At 53.2% G+C, this 16,385-nt stretch carries 13 protein-coding genes; 5 read left to right on the plus strand and 8 right to left on the minus strand.

The genetic code is table 11. From position 1 onward, the window contains the following. The first annotated feature begins 53 nt into the window (after positions 1 to 53). From B3P58_RS08255 to B3P58_RS08265, 3 genes are read left to right on the plus strand one after another with little or no spacing between them, the layout of a single operon-like run. A complete protein-coding gene (locus B3P58_RS08255) occupies positions 54 to 2,009 on the plus strand; it encodes a TonB-dependent receptor (protein WP_286716924.1) in 1,956 nt (651 codons plus the stop codon). After that, positions 2,003 to 3,202, plus strand: coding sequence for a hypothetical protein (locus tag B3P58_RS08260; protein ID WP_286716925.1), 1,200 nt, complete (start codon positions 2,003 to 2,005; stop codon positions 3,200 to 3,202). Before B3P58_RS08255 ends, B3P58_RS08260 begins: the two co-directional genes overlap by 7 nt. Positions 3,203 to 3,238: 36 nt before the next feature. Next, a complete protein-coding gene (locus B3P58_RS08265) occupies positions 3,239 to 3,808 on the plus strand; it encodes a cob(I)yrinic acid a,c-diamide adenosyltransferase (RefSeq protein WP_286716927.1) in 570 nt (189 codons plus the stop codon). 70 nt (positions 3,809 to 3,878) lie between these two features. On the opposite strand, the gene B3P58_RS08270 is transcribed toward B3P58_RS08265, so the two are convergent. From B3P58_RS08270 to aceE, 3 genes are all read right to left on the minus strand, one after another. Further along, entirely contained in the window at positions 3,879 to 5,897 is a 2,019-nt protein-coding gene (locus tag B3P58_RS08270) for a methyl-accepting chemotaxis protein (protein ID WP_286716928.1), read from the minus strand. 164 nt (positions 5,898 to 6,061) lie between these two features. Beyond that, the gene (aceF, locus tag B3P58_RS08275) at positions 6,062 to 7,699 is read right to left on the minus strand and encodes a dihydrolipoyllysine-residue acetyltransferase (protein ID WP_286716929.1); all 1,638 of its coding nucleotides are present in this window, start codon (positions 7,697 to 7,699) and stop codon (positions 6,062 to 6,064) included. Between the two features lie 10 nt (positions 7,700 to 7,709). After that, a complete protein-coding gene (aceE, locus tag B3P58_RS08280) occupies positions 7,710 to 10,421 on the minus strand; it encodes a pyruvate dehydrogenase (acetyl-transferring), homodimeric type (protein ID WP_286716931.1) in 2,712 nt (903 codons plus the stop codon). A gap of 105 nt (positions 10,422 to 10,526) precedes the next feature. On the opposite strand from aceE, the gene cobO reads away from it, so the two are divergent. Next, positions 10,527 to 11,141: a cob(I)yrinic acid a,c-diamide adenosyltransferase gene (cobO, locus tag B3P58_RS08285; RefSeq protein WP_145466230.1), complete on the plus strand. Its 615-nt coding sequence runs from the start codon at positions 10,527 to 10,529 to the stop codon at positions 11,139 to 11,141. Positions 11,142 to 11,149: 8 nt separating this feature from the next. Here the strand turns inward: cobO and B3P58_RS08290 are convergent, their stop codons facing one another. Then, on the minus strand, positions 11,150 to 11,824 hold the full coding sequence (locus tag B3P58_RS08290) for a pirin family protein (protein ID WP_286716933.1): 675 nt from the start codon (positions 11,822 to 11,824) through the stop codon (positions 11,150 to 11,152). A 271-nt stretch (positions 11,825 to 12,095) separates the two neighbouring features. On the opposite strand from B3P58_RS08290, the gene B3P58_RS08295 reads away from it, so the two are divergent. Beyond that, positions 12,096 to 13,688 (plus strand): alkaline phosphatase D family protein, encoded by a 1,593-nt coding sequence (locus tag B3P58_RS08295; RefSeq protein WP_286716935.1) that lies wholly within the window; start codon positions 12,096 to 12,098, stop codon positions 13,686 to 13,688. A gap of 74 nt (positions 13,689 to 13,762) precedes the next feature. Here B3P58_RS08295 and modC read toward each other — a convergent pair whose 3' ends face one another. The 4 genes from modC to B3P58_RS08315 all read right to left on the minus strand — a co-directional run. Further along, positions 13,763 to 14,845, minus strand: a complete 1,083-nt coding sequence (gene modC / locus B3P58_RS08300) for a molybdenum ABC transporter ATP-binding protein (protein ID WP_286716938.1) — start codon at positions 14,843 to 14,845, stop codon at positions 13,763 to 13,765. Continuing rightward, the gene (gene modB / locus B3P58_RS08305; protein WP_145466238.1) at positions 14,842 to 15,537 is read right to left on the minus strand and encodes a molybdate ABC transporter permease subunit; all 696 of its coding nucleotides are present in this window, start codon (positions 15,535 to 15,537) and stop codon (positions 14,842 to 14,844) included. Before modB ends, modC begins: the two co-directional genes overlap by 4 nt. Positions 15,538 to 15,540: 3 nt before the next feature. Further along, positions 15,541 to 15,828: a molybdate ABC transporter substrate-binding protein gene (modA, locus tag B3P58_RS08310; protein WP_286716942.1), complete on the minus strand. Its 288-nt coding sequence runs from the start codon at positions 15,826 to 15,828 to the stop codon at positions 15,541 to 15,543. A gap of 8 nt (positions 15,829 to 15,836) precedes the next feature. Further along, positions 15,837 to 16,385, minus strand: a 549-nt coding sequence (locus B3P58_RS08315) for a substrate-binding domain-containing protein (RefSeq protein WP_286716944.1), incomplete at its 5' end; no start/stop codon positions are given.

Raw genomic sequence — 16,385 nt, forward strand, 5'->3', positions numbered from 1 at the left:
GGGTGAGCACTCTGAATACTGCTTTATTACAACGCTGCAGATTGAATTCCCTGATGACACTGACTTGCCTGCTCAGTGGCTTTGCTATGCCCGCCTTTTCGACGACCGAACTGAACACTGTTGCTGTTTACGGGCACAACGATTCCGGCTTTTCTCCTGATTTCCTCAGTGGCCACCATCAACGGATTGAAAGAGAAGAATTTACCCGTAAATTTATTCTGCTACCTGAACTGCTCGGGCAGCAAAGTGGCATAGACATTCAGAGCATCGGTGGTATCGGTCAGTATTCCAGCCCGGTAATCCGCGGTTCAAGCGGACAGCAGGTACTGGTATTCTGGGATGGCCTGCAGATTAACTCACTCAACGGCGGTGGTGCTGATTTAAGTAAAATATCACTGTCACAGGCTGAAACTGTCGATATATACCGTAGCATTGCCCCGGTAGAACTATCATCGTCGGCCGTCGGCGGAATTATCCATATCCGCAGTCGCAGTCTTGCCGGAGAAATAATAAATCAGGGAGAAGCTCACGCAACCCGTGGCAGCTACGGAACCCGGCAGTACACGCTCAGCCAGAATTTTGGCAGTGCAGAATCTCAGTGGCTGCTCAGTGGTGATTTACTGCAGGCAGATAATGATTTTACCTATCTCGAACCACAACCTGTCGATAACCCGCAACAACCGGGATATGAAAAACGTTACAACAACGAAAGTCAGCAATATCAGTGGCTGATTAAAGGACGACAGGCTCTGGGAGACAGCTACCTTAACATTGCTGTTCAGTCTGGCCGGGGAAAACGTGGATTAACATCACGCATCAACTTTCCAGCCAACCATGCGCAATTAAAAACAGATTCCGACAGCCTGCAATTAAACTGGCAAAAAATATGGGGCAAAGAGCAAAAAACAGAAATATCCGGCAACATTTATCGTCAGGATCAGCTTTATGATGATCGTGACTCTAATATCGGTCTGGGTGCACAGCTGAATCGCTATATTACCGATGGCCAGAAATTTCAGATTAACCACTATATGTGTGGCGACAATTTCAATGCCGTTTTTACCAGCCGGTTACAACTGGAAGAAACAGCAACAGATTTCCGCTTACTGAATGAAAGCGAGAAAGAACAGCAATGTCTGAATGGTAACGGTTGCGAAACCACTTATAAGCGACAACAGCTGGATAATGGCGGTCGTTTACAATACACACTGAACAGCCTTGAGTTAACTGCGCAATTCAGCCATATACGTCTATCCGACAAAGATCTTCAGAGACTGGGAAATAACCGTCAGGATAATGTTAACACCTGGTCTATGGGCATCGACCAGCGCCTGCCATCCGGCATTATTATCTACGCCAATATTGCTCATCAGGTGCGCCTGCCAACCACTAACGAATTATTCGGTGATCGTGGTACCAGCATGGGAAACCCAACCCTGCTGCCCGAACAGGCTGAGCACTATGAAACAGGCCTGCGCTTCCAGAACAGTAAGATAGCGCTGACGACCAGTTTGTATCTGCGCAATATCAGCGACGCTATTATTTCCGAAAGCGACAGCCGGGGCGTTATTCATTTTGACAACCTTGGACGAACACGCCATACCGGGCTGGAACAAGACATTCGCTGGAATATCTGGTCAGCGTTATCGCTTTCAGCAAGCATTACATTGCAATCAAACAAAATCATCGAATACACCCCAATACCCTATTACGAAGGGAATCAGGCAGCCGGGTACAGTCAGTTCTCAGGCTATTTCAGTGCATCCTGGACAAAAAACAACTGGGATTTCTCTGTCGGAAATTACCGCCAGAGTGATGGTTATTACAACAATTCGAATTTACTCGAAAAAGATGCTGAAAACAGCTGGAATGCATCCGCAGGCTACCAGAGAAAAAACTGGCGGGTCAGCATGAACGTAACAGATGCAACCAGTAATTCCGCCCGTGACTACCCTTACTATCCTGAACCTGGCCGCATGTTCTTTCTGCGTGCCCACTACCAATGGTGAAAAATCTGATGTCTAAAATTAATTCTCCCGTAATAGCGGCTATCATTTCTTCCGCGTTATTGTTAAGCGGATGTAACGATAAAGACAATAAATCTGAAGAAATCACGTTTACCGATATTGCCGTCGTTCAATCAAAAGGTAAAAGTGAAAGCATGATTGAATTTACCGATGGCAGTACCGATGTTGCCAGCAACTATAATTCAAAGACAGAAACCGATTACGGTATCGCAACAAGAGGCGAATACATCTACCATATTGGCCGTAAAGACATCGATACCATTCAGAAGTATCACATAGACAACCCGCAGCTCGGTTACTACCCTGGTGAAGGCTACTCCATGCGCTCAGCCGGTGAAACAACATCCGCCAATCCATATAATGTCAGCTTCATTACCGATGATACCGCAGTGATCACACGCTACGGTCAAGCTAAGGCCTGGGTCGTCAATCTTGCGGCAAAAAACGCGGGGGATTTTCTTATCCGTGAACTGGATATCAGCCATCATGTGAGTGGTGAAAATGATGAAGTACCTGAAATGGATATGGTATTCACCCATAACAACAGAGTGTATATCACTCTGCAGAACCTGACGTCCTGGGCGTCATCCGGCAACGAAAAAGTAGTTGTTTTTGATGCCACCAGCTGGGAAGAAATTGATACGGATTCAGTAACCCCTGGTACACAGGCGATTGAACTCAGTCTTGCCAACCACCAGAGTGGTGTGGTCTATGGCGATACAATGTACCTTGGATCGCTCGTTTACTATCCGCTCTCCGGTGGTATTGAAGCCGTTAACCTGAATGACTTTTCAACAGAAGTTCTGACTGATGAATATGCCGTTAATCGCATCACTACAACGGAAAGCGGCAAGATTTTTTTCACGACCTACGAAGGCTGGAACGGTGATTTAGGTTCTTCGGTTGACACGCTTTACTCACTGAATGCGGACAACTCTGTCTCATTAGTCAGCAATGATCTTGCTTCCGGTAATATCTCAGCACTGGCCAGCAAAGGCGAAGTACTGTGGCTGGGCCTTCCCGGCTCCGCAAATAAGATTATCCGCATTGATGCGGCCGCTGATTTTTCAGCACCGAAGCCTCTGAACGAAATACAATTAAGTTCCGTTGAAACAGCATTAAAACCGGTTCAGATCGAGTTTCTGACCGTTGAACAGAATATCGGTGACTTCTGAGCCTCCGGGTACGACAACAACTAACATGGTGATTATATGGGCAACCGTTTATCCAAAATCGTAACCAAAACCGGCGACGGTGGTGAAACCGGTCTGGGCGACGGTTCCCGTGTCAGTAAAAGCAGCGAGCGTATCCATGCCATCGGTGATGTGGACGAGCTGAATTCCTGGATGGGATTACTGCGCGCCGAACTGAGTGCTGATGACGACCTGCAGCCATTGCTGCATCAGATTCAGCATGATCTGTTCGACCTTGGCGGTGAACTTTCAGTACCGGGATTTTATGCCCTCAGTGAAGAGTTACTGCAGGATATTGAAGATAATCTCGAAGCACTGAACGATACCCTGCCAGCGCTGAAAGATTTTATTCTTCCCGGCGGCAACCGTTGCGCCGCCTGCGCGCATATGGCACGTACCGTTTGTCGCCGTGCTGAGCGCTCTCTGGTTGAAATGGCCCGCACTGAAACTGTCAGCCCGCTGGCACTGCGTTATCTCAACCGTTTATCTGATCTGTTGTTTATTCTCGCCCGGGTTCTTGCGCGGCGCGATAATGGTCAGGAGGTTATCTGGCAAAGCCGGCATAAGCGTAACGACGATAATTCCTGATACCGTAGTCTGACGCACCATAAAAAACGCCCACTGTATCGTGGGCGTTTTTATGACATATCGCTGGTATTTATCGGACCTTAAATTGTTCAACCCGCTGCGCAAGTGAATCAGTAATGGCCTGAGTCTGACGTACGGCCTGCACGGTTCCTTCGGCGTTGCTGGACGTCTGCTGGCCACTGTTACGGATTGCTTCCAGGTTATGTTCGAGATCAGCTGCGCTGCGTTTTTGCTCGTTGGCGGTCACGACAATATCCGTCGTCTTCTTCTGAATATCGCCCATGCTGACCTGAATTTCATGCAGTGTGGTGCTGACCTGTTCAGAGTGAGAGACTGTGCTTTCCACCATTTTGCGGTTCACTTCCATGGTGTCGACCGCACTAACGATATTTTTCTGCACTTCACTGATCAGGCCTTCAATTTCCTGTGCCGATCCCTGAGTGCGGCTCGCCAGCGTACGTACTTCATCGGCAACCACGGCAAAGCCCCGGCCCTGTTCACCGGCACGCGCTGCCTCAATAGCCGCATTCAGTGCCAGTAAATTGGTTTGTTCAGCAATGCCTTTAATGGTCGCCAGAATACTGCTGATGCTGGAGGAATTCTCTGCCAGACGATTGACCGCTTCCATGGAGTTGGCCATTTCATCGGCCAGACTGCGCACCTGATCCATCACCCGGGTAACAACCTGTCCGGCTTCATCGGATTTTTTATGACCGCTGTGCGCCGCTTCTTCTGCCTCTTCTGCCAGATGGGTTACGGTCACGGCACGGTCTGCCATGTCGCTGATAATCTGCGAAACCTGATTGGTTTGTTCAAGCTGTATCTGCACCGCCTGACGGCTGCGGTTAGCAATGCTTTCCACTTCGTTTACGTTAGCGCTGACCGAACCGGCACTGTCTTTTACCGCGGTCAGGGTGTTACGGATATTGCCGATCATTTCATTAAAGGCATCGCGTAACTGCCCCATTTCGTCACGGCCATGAAAGTTAATCTCATGGGTCAGATCACCATTGGCAATATCGCGGGCGGTACCGGAAAAGCGCTTAATGGTGTAACGGATAGACATAAAGAAGGCGAGATACAGGTACACAATAATGGTCAGTGCTGACAGCAGAACCAGAGCCAGAATACCGATGCGTTTTTGCTGACCATCAAGGCGTGCCTGCAATTTCCGTCCGATTAACGGAAAGACTTTATCTTCAATCGTTTTTAACACCTGCAGCTGAGTCTGATAGAACTGATCAAAGTCCTGCCAGCTGGATTCAATGGTGGCCGCTGCAATAATTTCTTCATCGATTTTAATACGGACATTATCAAGCGCTTTAACAGCCCCCTGCGCTGCTGTCAGCAGGTCGGCATCGCCAACCGCTTCAGCACTGCTGACCATCAGCTGCATATTAGGCTGTGCCGCCAGCAGCTGATCGTAAACAACGTTCATCAGGTCGTAAGTGGCTGACTGTAAATATTGCTCAACAAAGGCATAGACACCGGCCGCATGTCCCATACCGCCGACAAGATGTGTTTCCGGCAGGGTCATCAGAATTCCCACCAGACGCTGAATGTCGCCATCAGAATCCAGGGATATACCGGAAGACTGAGTGTACTGACGAATAACCAGATACAGCTCGTCAATTACAATCTGATAATACTTATACTGATCACGGAAGGTCGGCTGACGATGCTCACCGGTCATTTTCAGGCGATGGGCATATTTCTTTTCCCAGCCTTTTAATAATGCCAGTAAATCTTCATCGTCGGTGCTTTGCAGCAGTTTCTGAATCTGCTGTGGAATATCGTTCATACGCTGTTCGGCGCGGGTGCGGAGTTCGTCATTATTCTGGTGTGGAACCACCGCCGCCAGATCACGGAACGCCTCCAGTTCGTGGGCAAATTCGAACAGATGCCGGGTGGTCTGCAAACCACTCAGTTCCAGCTCTGTTTTTTTCATGGAATCAAAGGCAGCCAGAAACACCTGACCGCTCAGAACCACCAGCGGCACCATAAACAGAAAACTGATCAGGCCGAATTTGGCAGCATAACTCAGCTGCCCCATAAATTTGATTGCCGGCCACATTAGCGCTTTCAGCATAGACTCCTCACACCCTTACTTATGCTTGTTATCAGGAGACCTTTGGTGCAGGACAGACCTTTCAACCGACGGTTCTCTGGGTACTCTTTATTGGCTTTTATTGCCCAACTTATTGCCTTAAAACACATGCATCCGACTTACAGGCACTGCCCGGATGTGTACAGCTACATCAGCACATCACGTAAATCCTGCAGGTACATCACCAGACGCTGACTGAAACGGGCAGCCTCTGCACCATCAATAACCCGGTGGTCGTAAGACAGTGATAACGGCAGCATCAGACGCGGCACAAAAGCCGAACCATCCCATACCGGCTGCATTGACGCTTTCGATAATCCAAGGATGGCAACTTCCGGTGGATTCACAATAGGGGTAAACGCTGTACCACCAATACCACCGAGACTGGACAGACTGAAACAGCCACCCTGCATATCAGCTAATGGTAGCTTACCCAGTCGGGCCAATTCGGCCTTATCGGTAAGCTCTTGTGTGATTTGTGTAACCGATTTCTGGTTAACGTCACGAATGACAGGCACCAGTAATCCTTTCGGTGTATCAACCGCCACGCCGATATGAACGTAGTGCTTCAGAATCAGCTTTTCACCATCGGCACTGAGAGAAGCATTAAAGGACGGAAAATCCTCCAGCGCTTTGGCAATGGCTTTCAGCACAAAAGGAACGATTGAAAATTTTATTCCCTGGCGGGCATAGCGTTCGTTCTGTTGTTTACGGTATTGCTCCAGACCGGTGATATCGGCCTGATCAAATTGCGTGACTTGTGGCACATTCAGCCAGGCCGTTGTCATGGCCCGCGCCGTTGCCCGTTTAATATTGTTCAGTGGTGTTTCACTGACCGCACCGAATCTGGCAAAGTCCACCACGGGCACTGCTGGTATTCCGCTACCAGCCGATACCGGAGCTGGTGCGCTGCTCAGCCGTTGTTTTACATAACGCTGGATATCGTCTTTGGTAATACGCTGTTTTGGCCCACTGCCGCTGACCTGCGCCAGATCGACACCAAATTCGCGTGCCAGCTTACGCACCGCCGGGCCGGCATGCACTTCGGCAGCAGGAGTCATTGCTGTCGCTGTTGCAACGGTTGTTGTTGGCGTTGTTTTTGGCGTTGTTACCTGTACTGCTGTTTTTTCTGCCGGTACCACTTCAGCCGCTGCAGATTCAGCAGCGTTATTTTCCGCAGATACTGCACTACCAGCCACCGGCTGCAATTTAAGCATCACATTACCGGCACTGACTTTGTCACCGGTTTTAACGGCGACACTGATTACAGAACCCGCCTGACCGGCCGGAATTTCCATCGACGCTTTATCCGATTCCAGCACCAGCACGGTTTGTTCGGCATCAATAACATCACCGGCACTGACCTGAACCTCAATCACCTCCACCTGTTCAGAGCCACCAAGATCCGGGATAACAATATCAACAGGTTCAGCGTTCTGTGCTGGCGCACTTTCTACAGCATTTTTTACCGAAGCTTCCGTCGTTTTCTGTTCTACAGCGGGAGCGCTTTCAGCGTTTTTTTCTTCAGTGACTTTTTCCTCAGCACCTGAGGCATCACCATCCAGCTCGCCGAATACATCACCGCTGCTGACCTTATCGCCCACTTTAACACTCAGGCTTTTAATCACGCCGGCGGCTTCGGCCGGAATTTCCATCGTTGCTTTATCGGTTTCCAGAACAATTAATGCCTGTTCCATGTCGACCGTATCGCCGGGGCTGACCAGAATTTCGATCACTTCAACCTGACTGGCCCCACCGAGATCCGGGATTTTTAAAGTCGTCATGCATCCATCCTCAGCTGTACAGTGGGTCAGGTTTGGCGGCATCGATATTCAGTTCGCTGCGCCACTGTTCGAGATCGGCGGCTTTTAACGCACCGCTCCTGACCAGTTCGCTTGCCGCAGCCCAGGCTACGTGTTGCCAATCCACCTCAAAGAAGCGGCGTAAATTTTCACGCGAGTCGCTGCGGCCAAAACCATCGGTGCCCAGTGTGCGGTAACGCCGCCCTTCCGGAATAAAGGCACGGATTTGTTCGGCATAGGTTTTCATATGGTCGGTTGTGGCAACGATTGGGCCTTCGCTGTCTGCCAGCTGACGGGTAACCCAGGAAACCGGAGGCTGCTCAGTCGCGGACAATAACGCTGTGCGCTCACAGGCCAGACCATCGCGGCGTAATTCATTAAAGGACGTTACGCTCCAGACATCGGCGGCAATGCCTTTACCTTCCAGCCACAAGGCGGCCTGTTCCACCTGACGCAAAATAGAACCGCTGCCCAGCAACTGAATGCGTGCCGGTTTCTTGTTTTTTGCGCCTTTAATTGCTGACATTTTCAGGCGATACAGCCCGCGTTTAATGCCTTCCTCCACACCTTCCGGCATCGGCGGATGCACGTAGTTTTCATTCAGACTGGTGATGTAATAGAAGACTTTCTCTTTCTTCTCATACATGCGTTTCAGGCCATCCTGAATAATCACGGCCAGCTCATAAGCATAAGTCGGATCGTAGCTGACACAGTTGGGAATGGTGGATGCAAGAATATGGCTGTGGCCATCCTGATGCTGTAAACCTTCGCCGTTCAGGGTTGTCCGCCCCGAAGTTGCGCCAATCAGAAATCCCTGGCACTGCATATCGCCAGCGGCCCAGGCTAAATCGCCGATGCGCTGGAAGCCAAACATCGAGTAATAAATATAAAACGGAATCATCGCCAGACCATTGGTACTGTACGAACTGCCCGCCGACATCCAGGCCGCAAAGGCACCGGCTTCGTTAATGCCCTCCTCCAGAATACGGCCCTTTTTATCCTCGCGGTAATACATTACCTGACCCTGATCGACCGGCTCGTATAACTGGCCTTCGGATGAGTAAATACCTAACTGGCGGAATAAACCTTCCATACCAAAGGTACGGGCTTCATCCGGTACGATGGGCACCACACGGTCACCCATGATTTTATCTTTCACCAGCTGCGACATAATGCGCACAAAAGCCATGGTGGTGGATATTTCACGCTCACCTGTGCCTTCGGTCTGGGCTTTAAAAAATTCCAGATCCGGAGCGGTTAATGCCGTCCAGTTTTCTGTACGCTGCGGTAAATAGCCGCCAAGCTTTTCCCGCTGTTTACGCATATAGGTCAGCTCCGGACTGTCTGACGGTGGCCGGTAAAACGGTAAATGCGGCAGATCTTCGTCACGCACCGGAATATCAAAACGATCACGAAAGGCTTTAATGCTTTCAATATCGAGTTTTTTGACCGAATGTGCCTGGTTCTGTCCTTCGGCTTCGGCTCCCATGCCGTAGCCTTTAATGGTGTGAGCCAGAATAACCGTTGGCTGTCCTTTATGATTGACTGCCGCATGATAGGCGGCATACACCTTATAAGGATCATGACCGCCACGGTTCAGGCGGAAAATATCGTCATCGGATAAATCTTTAATTAACTCCGTAAGCTCCGGGTATTTATCAAAGAAATGCTCGCGGGTGTATTTTCCCCCCTTGGCTTTGTAATTCTGATATTCACCGTCGACCGTTTCATCCATGCGCTTCTGCAGCAGGCCTTTACGGTCTTTTGCCAGCAGTGGGTCCCAATGCCGTCCCCACACCACTTTAATGACATTCCAGCCGGCACCGCGAAACTGACTCTCCAGCTCCTGAATAATTTTACCGTTGCCGCGAACCGGGCCATCGAGACGCTGCAGGTTGCAGTTAACAACGAAGATTAAATTCTCTAATTTTTCCCGTCCGGCCAGACCAATAGCTCCCAGGGTTTCCGGTTCGTCACACTCACCATCACCAAGGAAAGCCCAGACCTTACGGCCTTTACGCGGAACCAGTCCGCGCGCGGACATATAGCGCATAAAATGCGCCTGATATATCGCCTGCAACGGCCCAAGCCCCATAGATACGGTCGGGAACTGCCAGTAATCCGGCATCAGTTTCGGGTGCGGATAAGAGGATAAACCCGGCGCTAACGCTTCACGGCGGAAGCGTTCCAGATCGGACTCCTGAAAACGGCCTTCCAGATAAGAACGCGCATAAATGCCCGGCGCTACATGGCCCTGATAATAAATCAGGTCACCCAGTGGTGATTCGTCGCTGTTGGCATTAGGCGCACGGAAAAAATGGTTAAAGGCCACATCATAGAGTGTGGCACTGGAAGCAAAACTGGAGATATGGCCACCTAAATCGCCGGCGCCCTCTTTGTTGGCGCGCAAAACCATGGCCAGTGCATTCCAGCGCACCAGCGAGCGGATGCGGCGTTCCATAAACAGATCGCCGGGCATCGGCGCTTCATTTTCCGGAGCGATGGTATTGCGATAAGGCGTATTCAGCGCGTAAGGCAGTGGCATACCATCGCGGGTGGCGCGTTCGGCGATGCGCTCAATCAGAAAATGGGCGCGTTCGACCCCTTCGGCACGGATAACAGAATGAATGGCATCGACCCATTCTTTGGTTTCCTGCGGATCAGGATCGGCCGTAACATCCTGATTTAACTTGCGTTCATCCATTGTGCATTCCCGGTTCAGGCGATGGTTGTAATCCAGTATAGTTAAGGACTGAGTGAACACCCGTTAGCCAGCGGAAATCCCACCTTTCAGGAATCACAAAAAAGTATGAGTAACAGCGAGCAAACAGCCAATACCGATCGCCACCAGCAGAAAATGCAGAAGCATAAAGAGAAGGTCGATGCCGCCATCGCCCGCGCTCAGGAAGAACGTGGCGTTATCATCGTGCTCACCGGAAATGGTAAAGGAAAAAGCAGCTCCGGCTTCGGCACCGTTATCCGCACGCTGGGCCACGGCTACAAAGCCGGTCTGGTGCAATTTATCAAAGGCACCTGGGACTGCGGCGAAGCCAAAATTCTTGCCACCCTGCCGGGTCTTACCCACGAAGTGATGGGCTCAGGTTTTACCTGGGAAACACAGAATAAAGAACAGGATCAGCGCGCCTTTGATGCGGTCTGGCCAAAAGCCAAAGCCATGCTCAGCAATCCTGAGCTGCGCACCGTGATGCTGGATGAAATCACCTATATGCTGGCCTACGACCTGCTGGATTTTGATGAATTAAAAACTGCACTGGAAAACCGTCCGCCAGAACAGAATGTGATTCTGACCGGCCGTGGTGCACCAACGGCACTGCGCGATCTGGCCGATACCGTCACCGATATGAAAATGGAAAAACACGCCTTTAAAGCCGGCGTTAAAGCTCAGGCCGGTATTGAGTGGTAATTCCGCAATCAGGCCTCGCGGATCATCACCAGCGCAAAACCGCTTTCCGCCGTCAGGCTCAGTGACTGTCCGCTGAGCCTGAACAAATCCCCGCGCTGTAAACGCTGCCCATCGGCACTGATGGCCGTGCCACGGAATACATAACCCAGCGCATCATCGTCAAGCGTCCACTCATCGCCTGCCGCCAGTTGCAGCACATCCACCCGGGTTGAAGCCGCAAACAATTCGCCACCGTACACACAGGTCAGGCCGGACGGATTGAGCTCAATAACCTGATAACACGCCTCGCCTTCATGGCTCTGCGGCACCAGCCAGATCTGAACCATAGCCGGATAATCCGCGCCCGGATTCTGCTCGTTATGACGAAAACCTTTGATGCCACTGCGCTGTAACTGCACCTGTCCGGCCTGCAAAACTTCACCATCACCGATACTGCCCTGATGATGCAGTTCACCACGGGTCATCACACTGACGATATCAATCTGCTCATGGCTGTGCAGTCCGGTCGAACCACCGGGTAAAAACCAGGCATTGGCTAAATAAACACAGGCGCCAAAACCGGGCCAGCATTCCTCGCGCACATGATGACCAAACTGACGCGGGTCCATTACCAGCACCCGTTCACGGATGCCGCCAAAACCGGAAATCTCAACCTGCTCTTCAGCCAGCAGCTCTAATGCCACGTTCTTTTCTCCGTTCTGCCCCATGACATTACAACGCTGCGTTGCACAACTACATCGCACCGCTGCATTGCACCGCCAGGGACTGTTTACACCACTTACGCCAGCCATGCGAACAATCGGGCCAAGGTTGTAAAACGTAAGTACCAAAGTTTCAAAAAACTGTCACCGCGCTGACACAGAGCCTGCCTAGACTCGCGCATTCTTTAGCACGCACCACACTCACCCGTCGCGTGGATTGTATGCCGATCCACCTATAAAAAAGGAGTCCGACATGGATATCAGCCGCCGTAAATTTTTATCCCGCACCGGCGCCGGCGTTGCCGGTATGGGAGCCCTGAGCCAGTCCGGCCTGAGCATGGCGATGAGCAGCCCGACGCCAATTGAAGCCAATGATCCCGGCCATTTTAACTACGGCGTTGCCAGCGGCGACCCACGCGCCGACCGCGTCATCCTCTGGACCCACTTTCTGCCGGAAGTGAATATGCCACTGACCGTCAGCTGGAAAGTCGCGCTGGATGAAGGCATGACTCAGGTGGTACGCAGCGGCGACTTCCGCACCGACGCCAGCCGCGACTACACAGTTAAAGTCGATGCCGACGGCCTGCAGCCCGGCACCACCTATTTCTACCAGTTCAGTGCCCTGGGCAAAGATTCCGAAATCGGCCGCACCCGCACCGCCCCGGAAGGCGATATCGACAGCGCCCGTTTTGCCGTGGTGTCCTGCTCCAGCTACCCGCACGGTTACTTTAACGTGTACCGCGCATTGGCCAACCGCAACGATCTGGATGCCGTCATCCACCTCGGCGACTACATCTACGAATACGCTCAGGACGAATACGGCGAACTGCTGCTGCGCGAAAAACGTGCGCTGGCTCCTGCTCATGAAATTGTCAGCCTGTCCGATTACCGCCGCCGCCACGCCATGTACAAACTGGATGAAGATTTAAAAGCCGCCCACCAGCGTCATCCGTTTATCACCGTCTGGGATGACCACGAATTTGCCAACGACTCCAACGCCTACGGCGCCGAAAACCATAACGCCGGCGAAGGTGACTGGAACGAGCGTAAAGCCGCCGCCAAGCAAGCCTATTTCGAGTGGATGCCGATCCGCGAAAACAGCAACGGCAGTATCAGCCGTAACCTGCGCTACGGCGATCTGCTCGACCTGCTGATGCTCGATACCCGTATTGAAGGCCGTGACGAAGCACCATCCGGCACCGATAAACAGCGCGAAGCCAAAGACGAAAACCGCACCCTGCTTGGTTTTGAACAGGAAGCCTGGCTGCATCAGCAATTACAGAGCAGCAGCGCACGCTGGAAGATCGTAGGTCAGCAGGTGATGATGGCGCAGCGCTACTTTATTAATCTGCCGGATCATTTTGGCGGCGGCGCGTCTCTCTGGCTCGACAGCTGGGACGGCTACAGCGCCACCCGCGACCGTCTGCTGGCGCTGCTGCGCAACGGGCAGATTGATAACGTGGTGATTCTTACCGGCGATGTACACAGCTCTTTTGCTGCCGATCTGAGCGACAACCCTTACGACCGCAACAACTACAACCGCTACAGCGGTGAAGGCTCTCTGGCGGTGGAATTTGTCTGCCCATCGGTCACCTCCCCGGGTTTCCCGCCGGTGATTGCCGAAGCCGGAGCACAGACCATTATGGATGCCAGCCCGCACATCAAGTTTGCCGAACTGCGCCAGCACGGTTTTATCCTGCTGAGCGCTAACCGCGAACAGGTTCAGGCCGACTGGTACTACGTGCCACAGATCCTTAAGCGTTCTGCCGACACTTACCATGCCCGCAGCTACCGCACCCTGAGCGGCGATAACCGCCTGCAACGGGTGGACGAGCCTCTGGCCTGATTCACTGAATCAGGGTCATTTAACTGAAAACGCCGCTGTGGTTTCCCGCAGCGGCGTTTTTTATGGAGCACAATTTAACCGGCCAGCGCGACCGACTTAACCTGCGCCCAGACGGACATGCCCGCCTGTAAACCCAACTGAGTCACCGAACGCTGCGTCAACCGGGCACGCAGTAATTCACCATCCGGCAAGCGCAGATTCAGCAGTACCGAGGCGCCACTCTGGCTGAGGCTTTCAACCCTGACCGGCAGAATATTGAGGATACTGCTGTCGTCCGCACGGCTGAGGCTGATACTCACATCCCGCGCCAGCACCCGCGCACGTAAGTGATCACCCACACGCGCCTCAGGCGCGCTCAGTAAAAGCTCTGCGCTGCCAGCGGCTGTTCCATTTGCAGTCAGAGCCAGCCGCGCCAGCCCGTCCGTTTCCTGAGCAGCCACGGTACCTTCGAGCACCACGCCGGTTTCATCGCCCAGGCTGAGCCGTGCCAGAACATCGCCCAGCCTGCCCTGATCTTTCAGCGTACCCTTTTCCAGCACCAGCAGCTGATCGGCCAGTTGCACCACCTCTTCCAGCGCATGACTGACATAGAGTATCGGCCCCTGATAGACCTGATGCAGGCGGCGCAGATAGGGCAACACCTCCTGCTTACGTGCGCTGTCCAGTGCCGACAGCGGTTCATCGAGTAATAACAGCCGCGGATTAATCAGCAGTGCCCGCGCCAGCGCCACACGCTGCTGCTCGCCGCCGGACAAACGCTGCACCGGCCGCTGCAGCAGTGGCAGCAGATCGAGCAACTCCAGCACCTGCCGGGCCTGCTCTGCGGGTAATGGTGTCAGCCCTCGTTTGCGCGCACGCTTAACCCCGTAATCAAGATTGCCCTGCACATTCAGATGACGCAGCAGACCGGCATCCTGAAACACCAGTGCCAGCGGACGTTTATGCGCCGGCAGGCTTTGCCGCGCACTGCTCCAGAGTTCTTCTCCCAGACGAATCTCGCCACCCTGCTCCAGTCCGGCAATGCAACGCAGCAGCGTGGTTTTGCCACAGCCGGAGGGGCCAAATACCGCCGTCACGCCCTGCCCGGCCAGTGCCGTATTGAGTTGCAGGCGAAAGTCGCCACGGCGAAGATCAAGATTCAGGTGCAAATCGGTCATGGGCGGCTCATGGAAAAATTCAGGCGGCTGTGGCGGTTCAGGCTGTACATCAGCAGCAGCACCACAAACGAAAACAACAGCATCATCAGCGACAGACTGTGCGCCTGAGCGTAACTCAGGGCTTCAACATGATCGTAAATCTGTACCGAGATCACCCGCGTTTCACCGGGAATATTGCCACCAATCATCAGAACCACGCCAAACTCGCCGACGGTATGGGCAAAACCAAGCACTGCGGCAGTAAGCAGACCCGGTTTGGCCTGCGGCAGAACCACAGTAAAGAAGCGATCCCAGGGTCCTGCGCCCAGTGTCGCGGCGACTTCCAGCGGCCGCTCGCCCATGGCTTCTATGGCGTTCTGCACCGGCTGCACCACAAAGGGCAGTGAATACAGCAGCGAGGCCAGCACCAGTCCGCTGAAGCTGAACGGCAGCAGCCCCAGCCCCAGTGTCTGCGTCAGCTGGCCAAGCGGACCGTTTGGTCCCAGCGCCAGCAACAGATAAAACCCCAGCACGGTCGGCGGCAGCACCAGCGGCAAGGCCACCAGTGCCGATACCGGGCCGCGCCAGACAGAGCGGGTACGCGCCAGCCACCACGCCAGCGGCGTGCCGATTAACAACAGCAACATGGTGACCAGTGTCGCCAGCTTCAGCGTCAGCCAGACCGCCTGCCAGTCTGCTGCGGTTAACAACATGCGTTACTCCCGGTGATAGCCATAACCACGGATCAGCTCCGTTACTTCCGCCGATTGCAGAAAAGCCAGAAATGCTCTGGCCGCCGGATTCGGCTCGCCTTTTTTCAGCAGCACCGCCTCCTGACGGATCGGCTGATACAGAGTGTCGGGTACAATCCAGACGCTGCCGTTATTGATATGGCCGCCGCTCATCACCTGCGACAGCGCAACAAAGCCAAGCTGGGCATTACCGCTGGCAACAAACTGCCAGGTCTGGGCGATGTTTTCCCCCATCACCTGCCGGGCCGCCACGCTGTCGGTCAGTGCCAGNNACTGGCCAGACCAGCACGGATCAGCGCTTCGGGCTTAGCCTGATCGGCCGACAGAAAGACCTCAAAGGGCGCGCCATTGTGAATCTGGGCGGTGAATTTACCGGATGAACCAAAGGCCATTATCAGCCGATGGCCGCTGTGCTGCTGAAAGCGTGCGGCGATNNGTGCGCGCACGTCCACATCGGGGGTAGTTGTCCACAGGGCCAGACGCCCTAACGCATAAGTAAAGCGGCTGTCGGCACTGGCAAAACCGGCGCGGATAAGAGCTTCGGGCTTGGCCTGATCGGCCGACAGAAACACCTCAAAGGGCGCGCCATTGTGANNCGCCACGCTGTCGGTCAGTGCCAGAGCTGCCAGCGTCTGCTGTGCAGCGGTACCGTAAGGCGCCAGGCGCGGGTTAGCCAACGCCAGTTTACGGAACTGGCCGCTGTGCAGCTGTGCGCGCACGTCCACATCGGGTGAGGTTATCCACAGGGCCAGACGCCCCAATGCATAGGTAAAGCGGCTGTCGGCACTGGCCAGACCAGCACGGATCAG

Origin of the sequence: Thalassolituus sp. UBA2009 (genome assembly GCF_002335285.1) — a bacterium.
Taxonomy (GTDB): Bacteria; Pseudomonadota; Gammaproteobacteria; order Pseudomonadales; family Oceanobacteraceae; genus Venatoribacter; species Venatoribacter alkanivorans.

Coding starts and splice junctions, on each gene's coding strand:
- cobO (WP_145466230.1), top strand. CDS start 10,527: ATGAGTAACAGCGAGCAAACAGCCAATACCGATCGCCACCAGCAGAAA.
- modB (WP_145466238.1), bottom strand. CDS start 15,537: ATGTTGTTAACCGCAGCAGACTGGCAGGCGGTCTGGCTGACGCTGAAG.
- B3P58_RS08255 (WP_286716924.1), top strand. CDS start 54: ATGACACTGACTTGCCTGCTCAGTGGCTTTGCTATGCCCGCCTTTTCG.
- B3P58_RS08260 (WP_286716925.1), top strand. CDS start 2,003: ATGGTGAAAAATCTGATGTCTAAAATTAATTCTCCCGTAATAGCGGCT.
- B3P58_RS08270 (WP_286716928.1), bottom strand. CDS start 5,897: ATGCTGAAAGCGCTAATGTGGCCGGCAATCAAATTTATGGGGCAGCTG.
- B3P58_RS08295 (WP_286716935.1), top strand. CDS start 12,096: ATGGATATCAGCCGCCGTAAATTTTTATCCCGCACCGGCGCCGGCGTT.
- modC (WP_286716938.1), bottom strand. CDS start 14,845: ATGACCGATTTGCACCTGAATCTTGATCTTCGCCGTGGCGACTTTCGC.
- B3P58_RS08265 (WP_286716927.1), top strand. CDS start 3,239: ATGGGCAACCGTTTATCCAAAATCGTAACCAAAACCGGCGACGGTGGT.
- aceF (WP_286716929.1), bottom strand. CDS start 7,699: ATGACGACTTTAAAAATCCCGGATCTCGGTGGGGCCAGTCAGGTTGAA.
- aceE (WP_286716931.1), bottom strand. CDS start 10,421: ATGGATGAACGCAAGTTAAATCAGGATGTTACGGCCGATCCTGATCCG.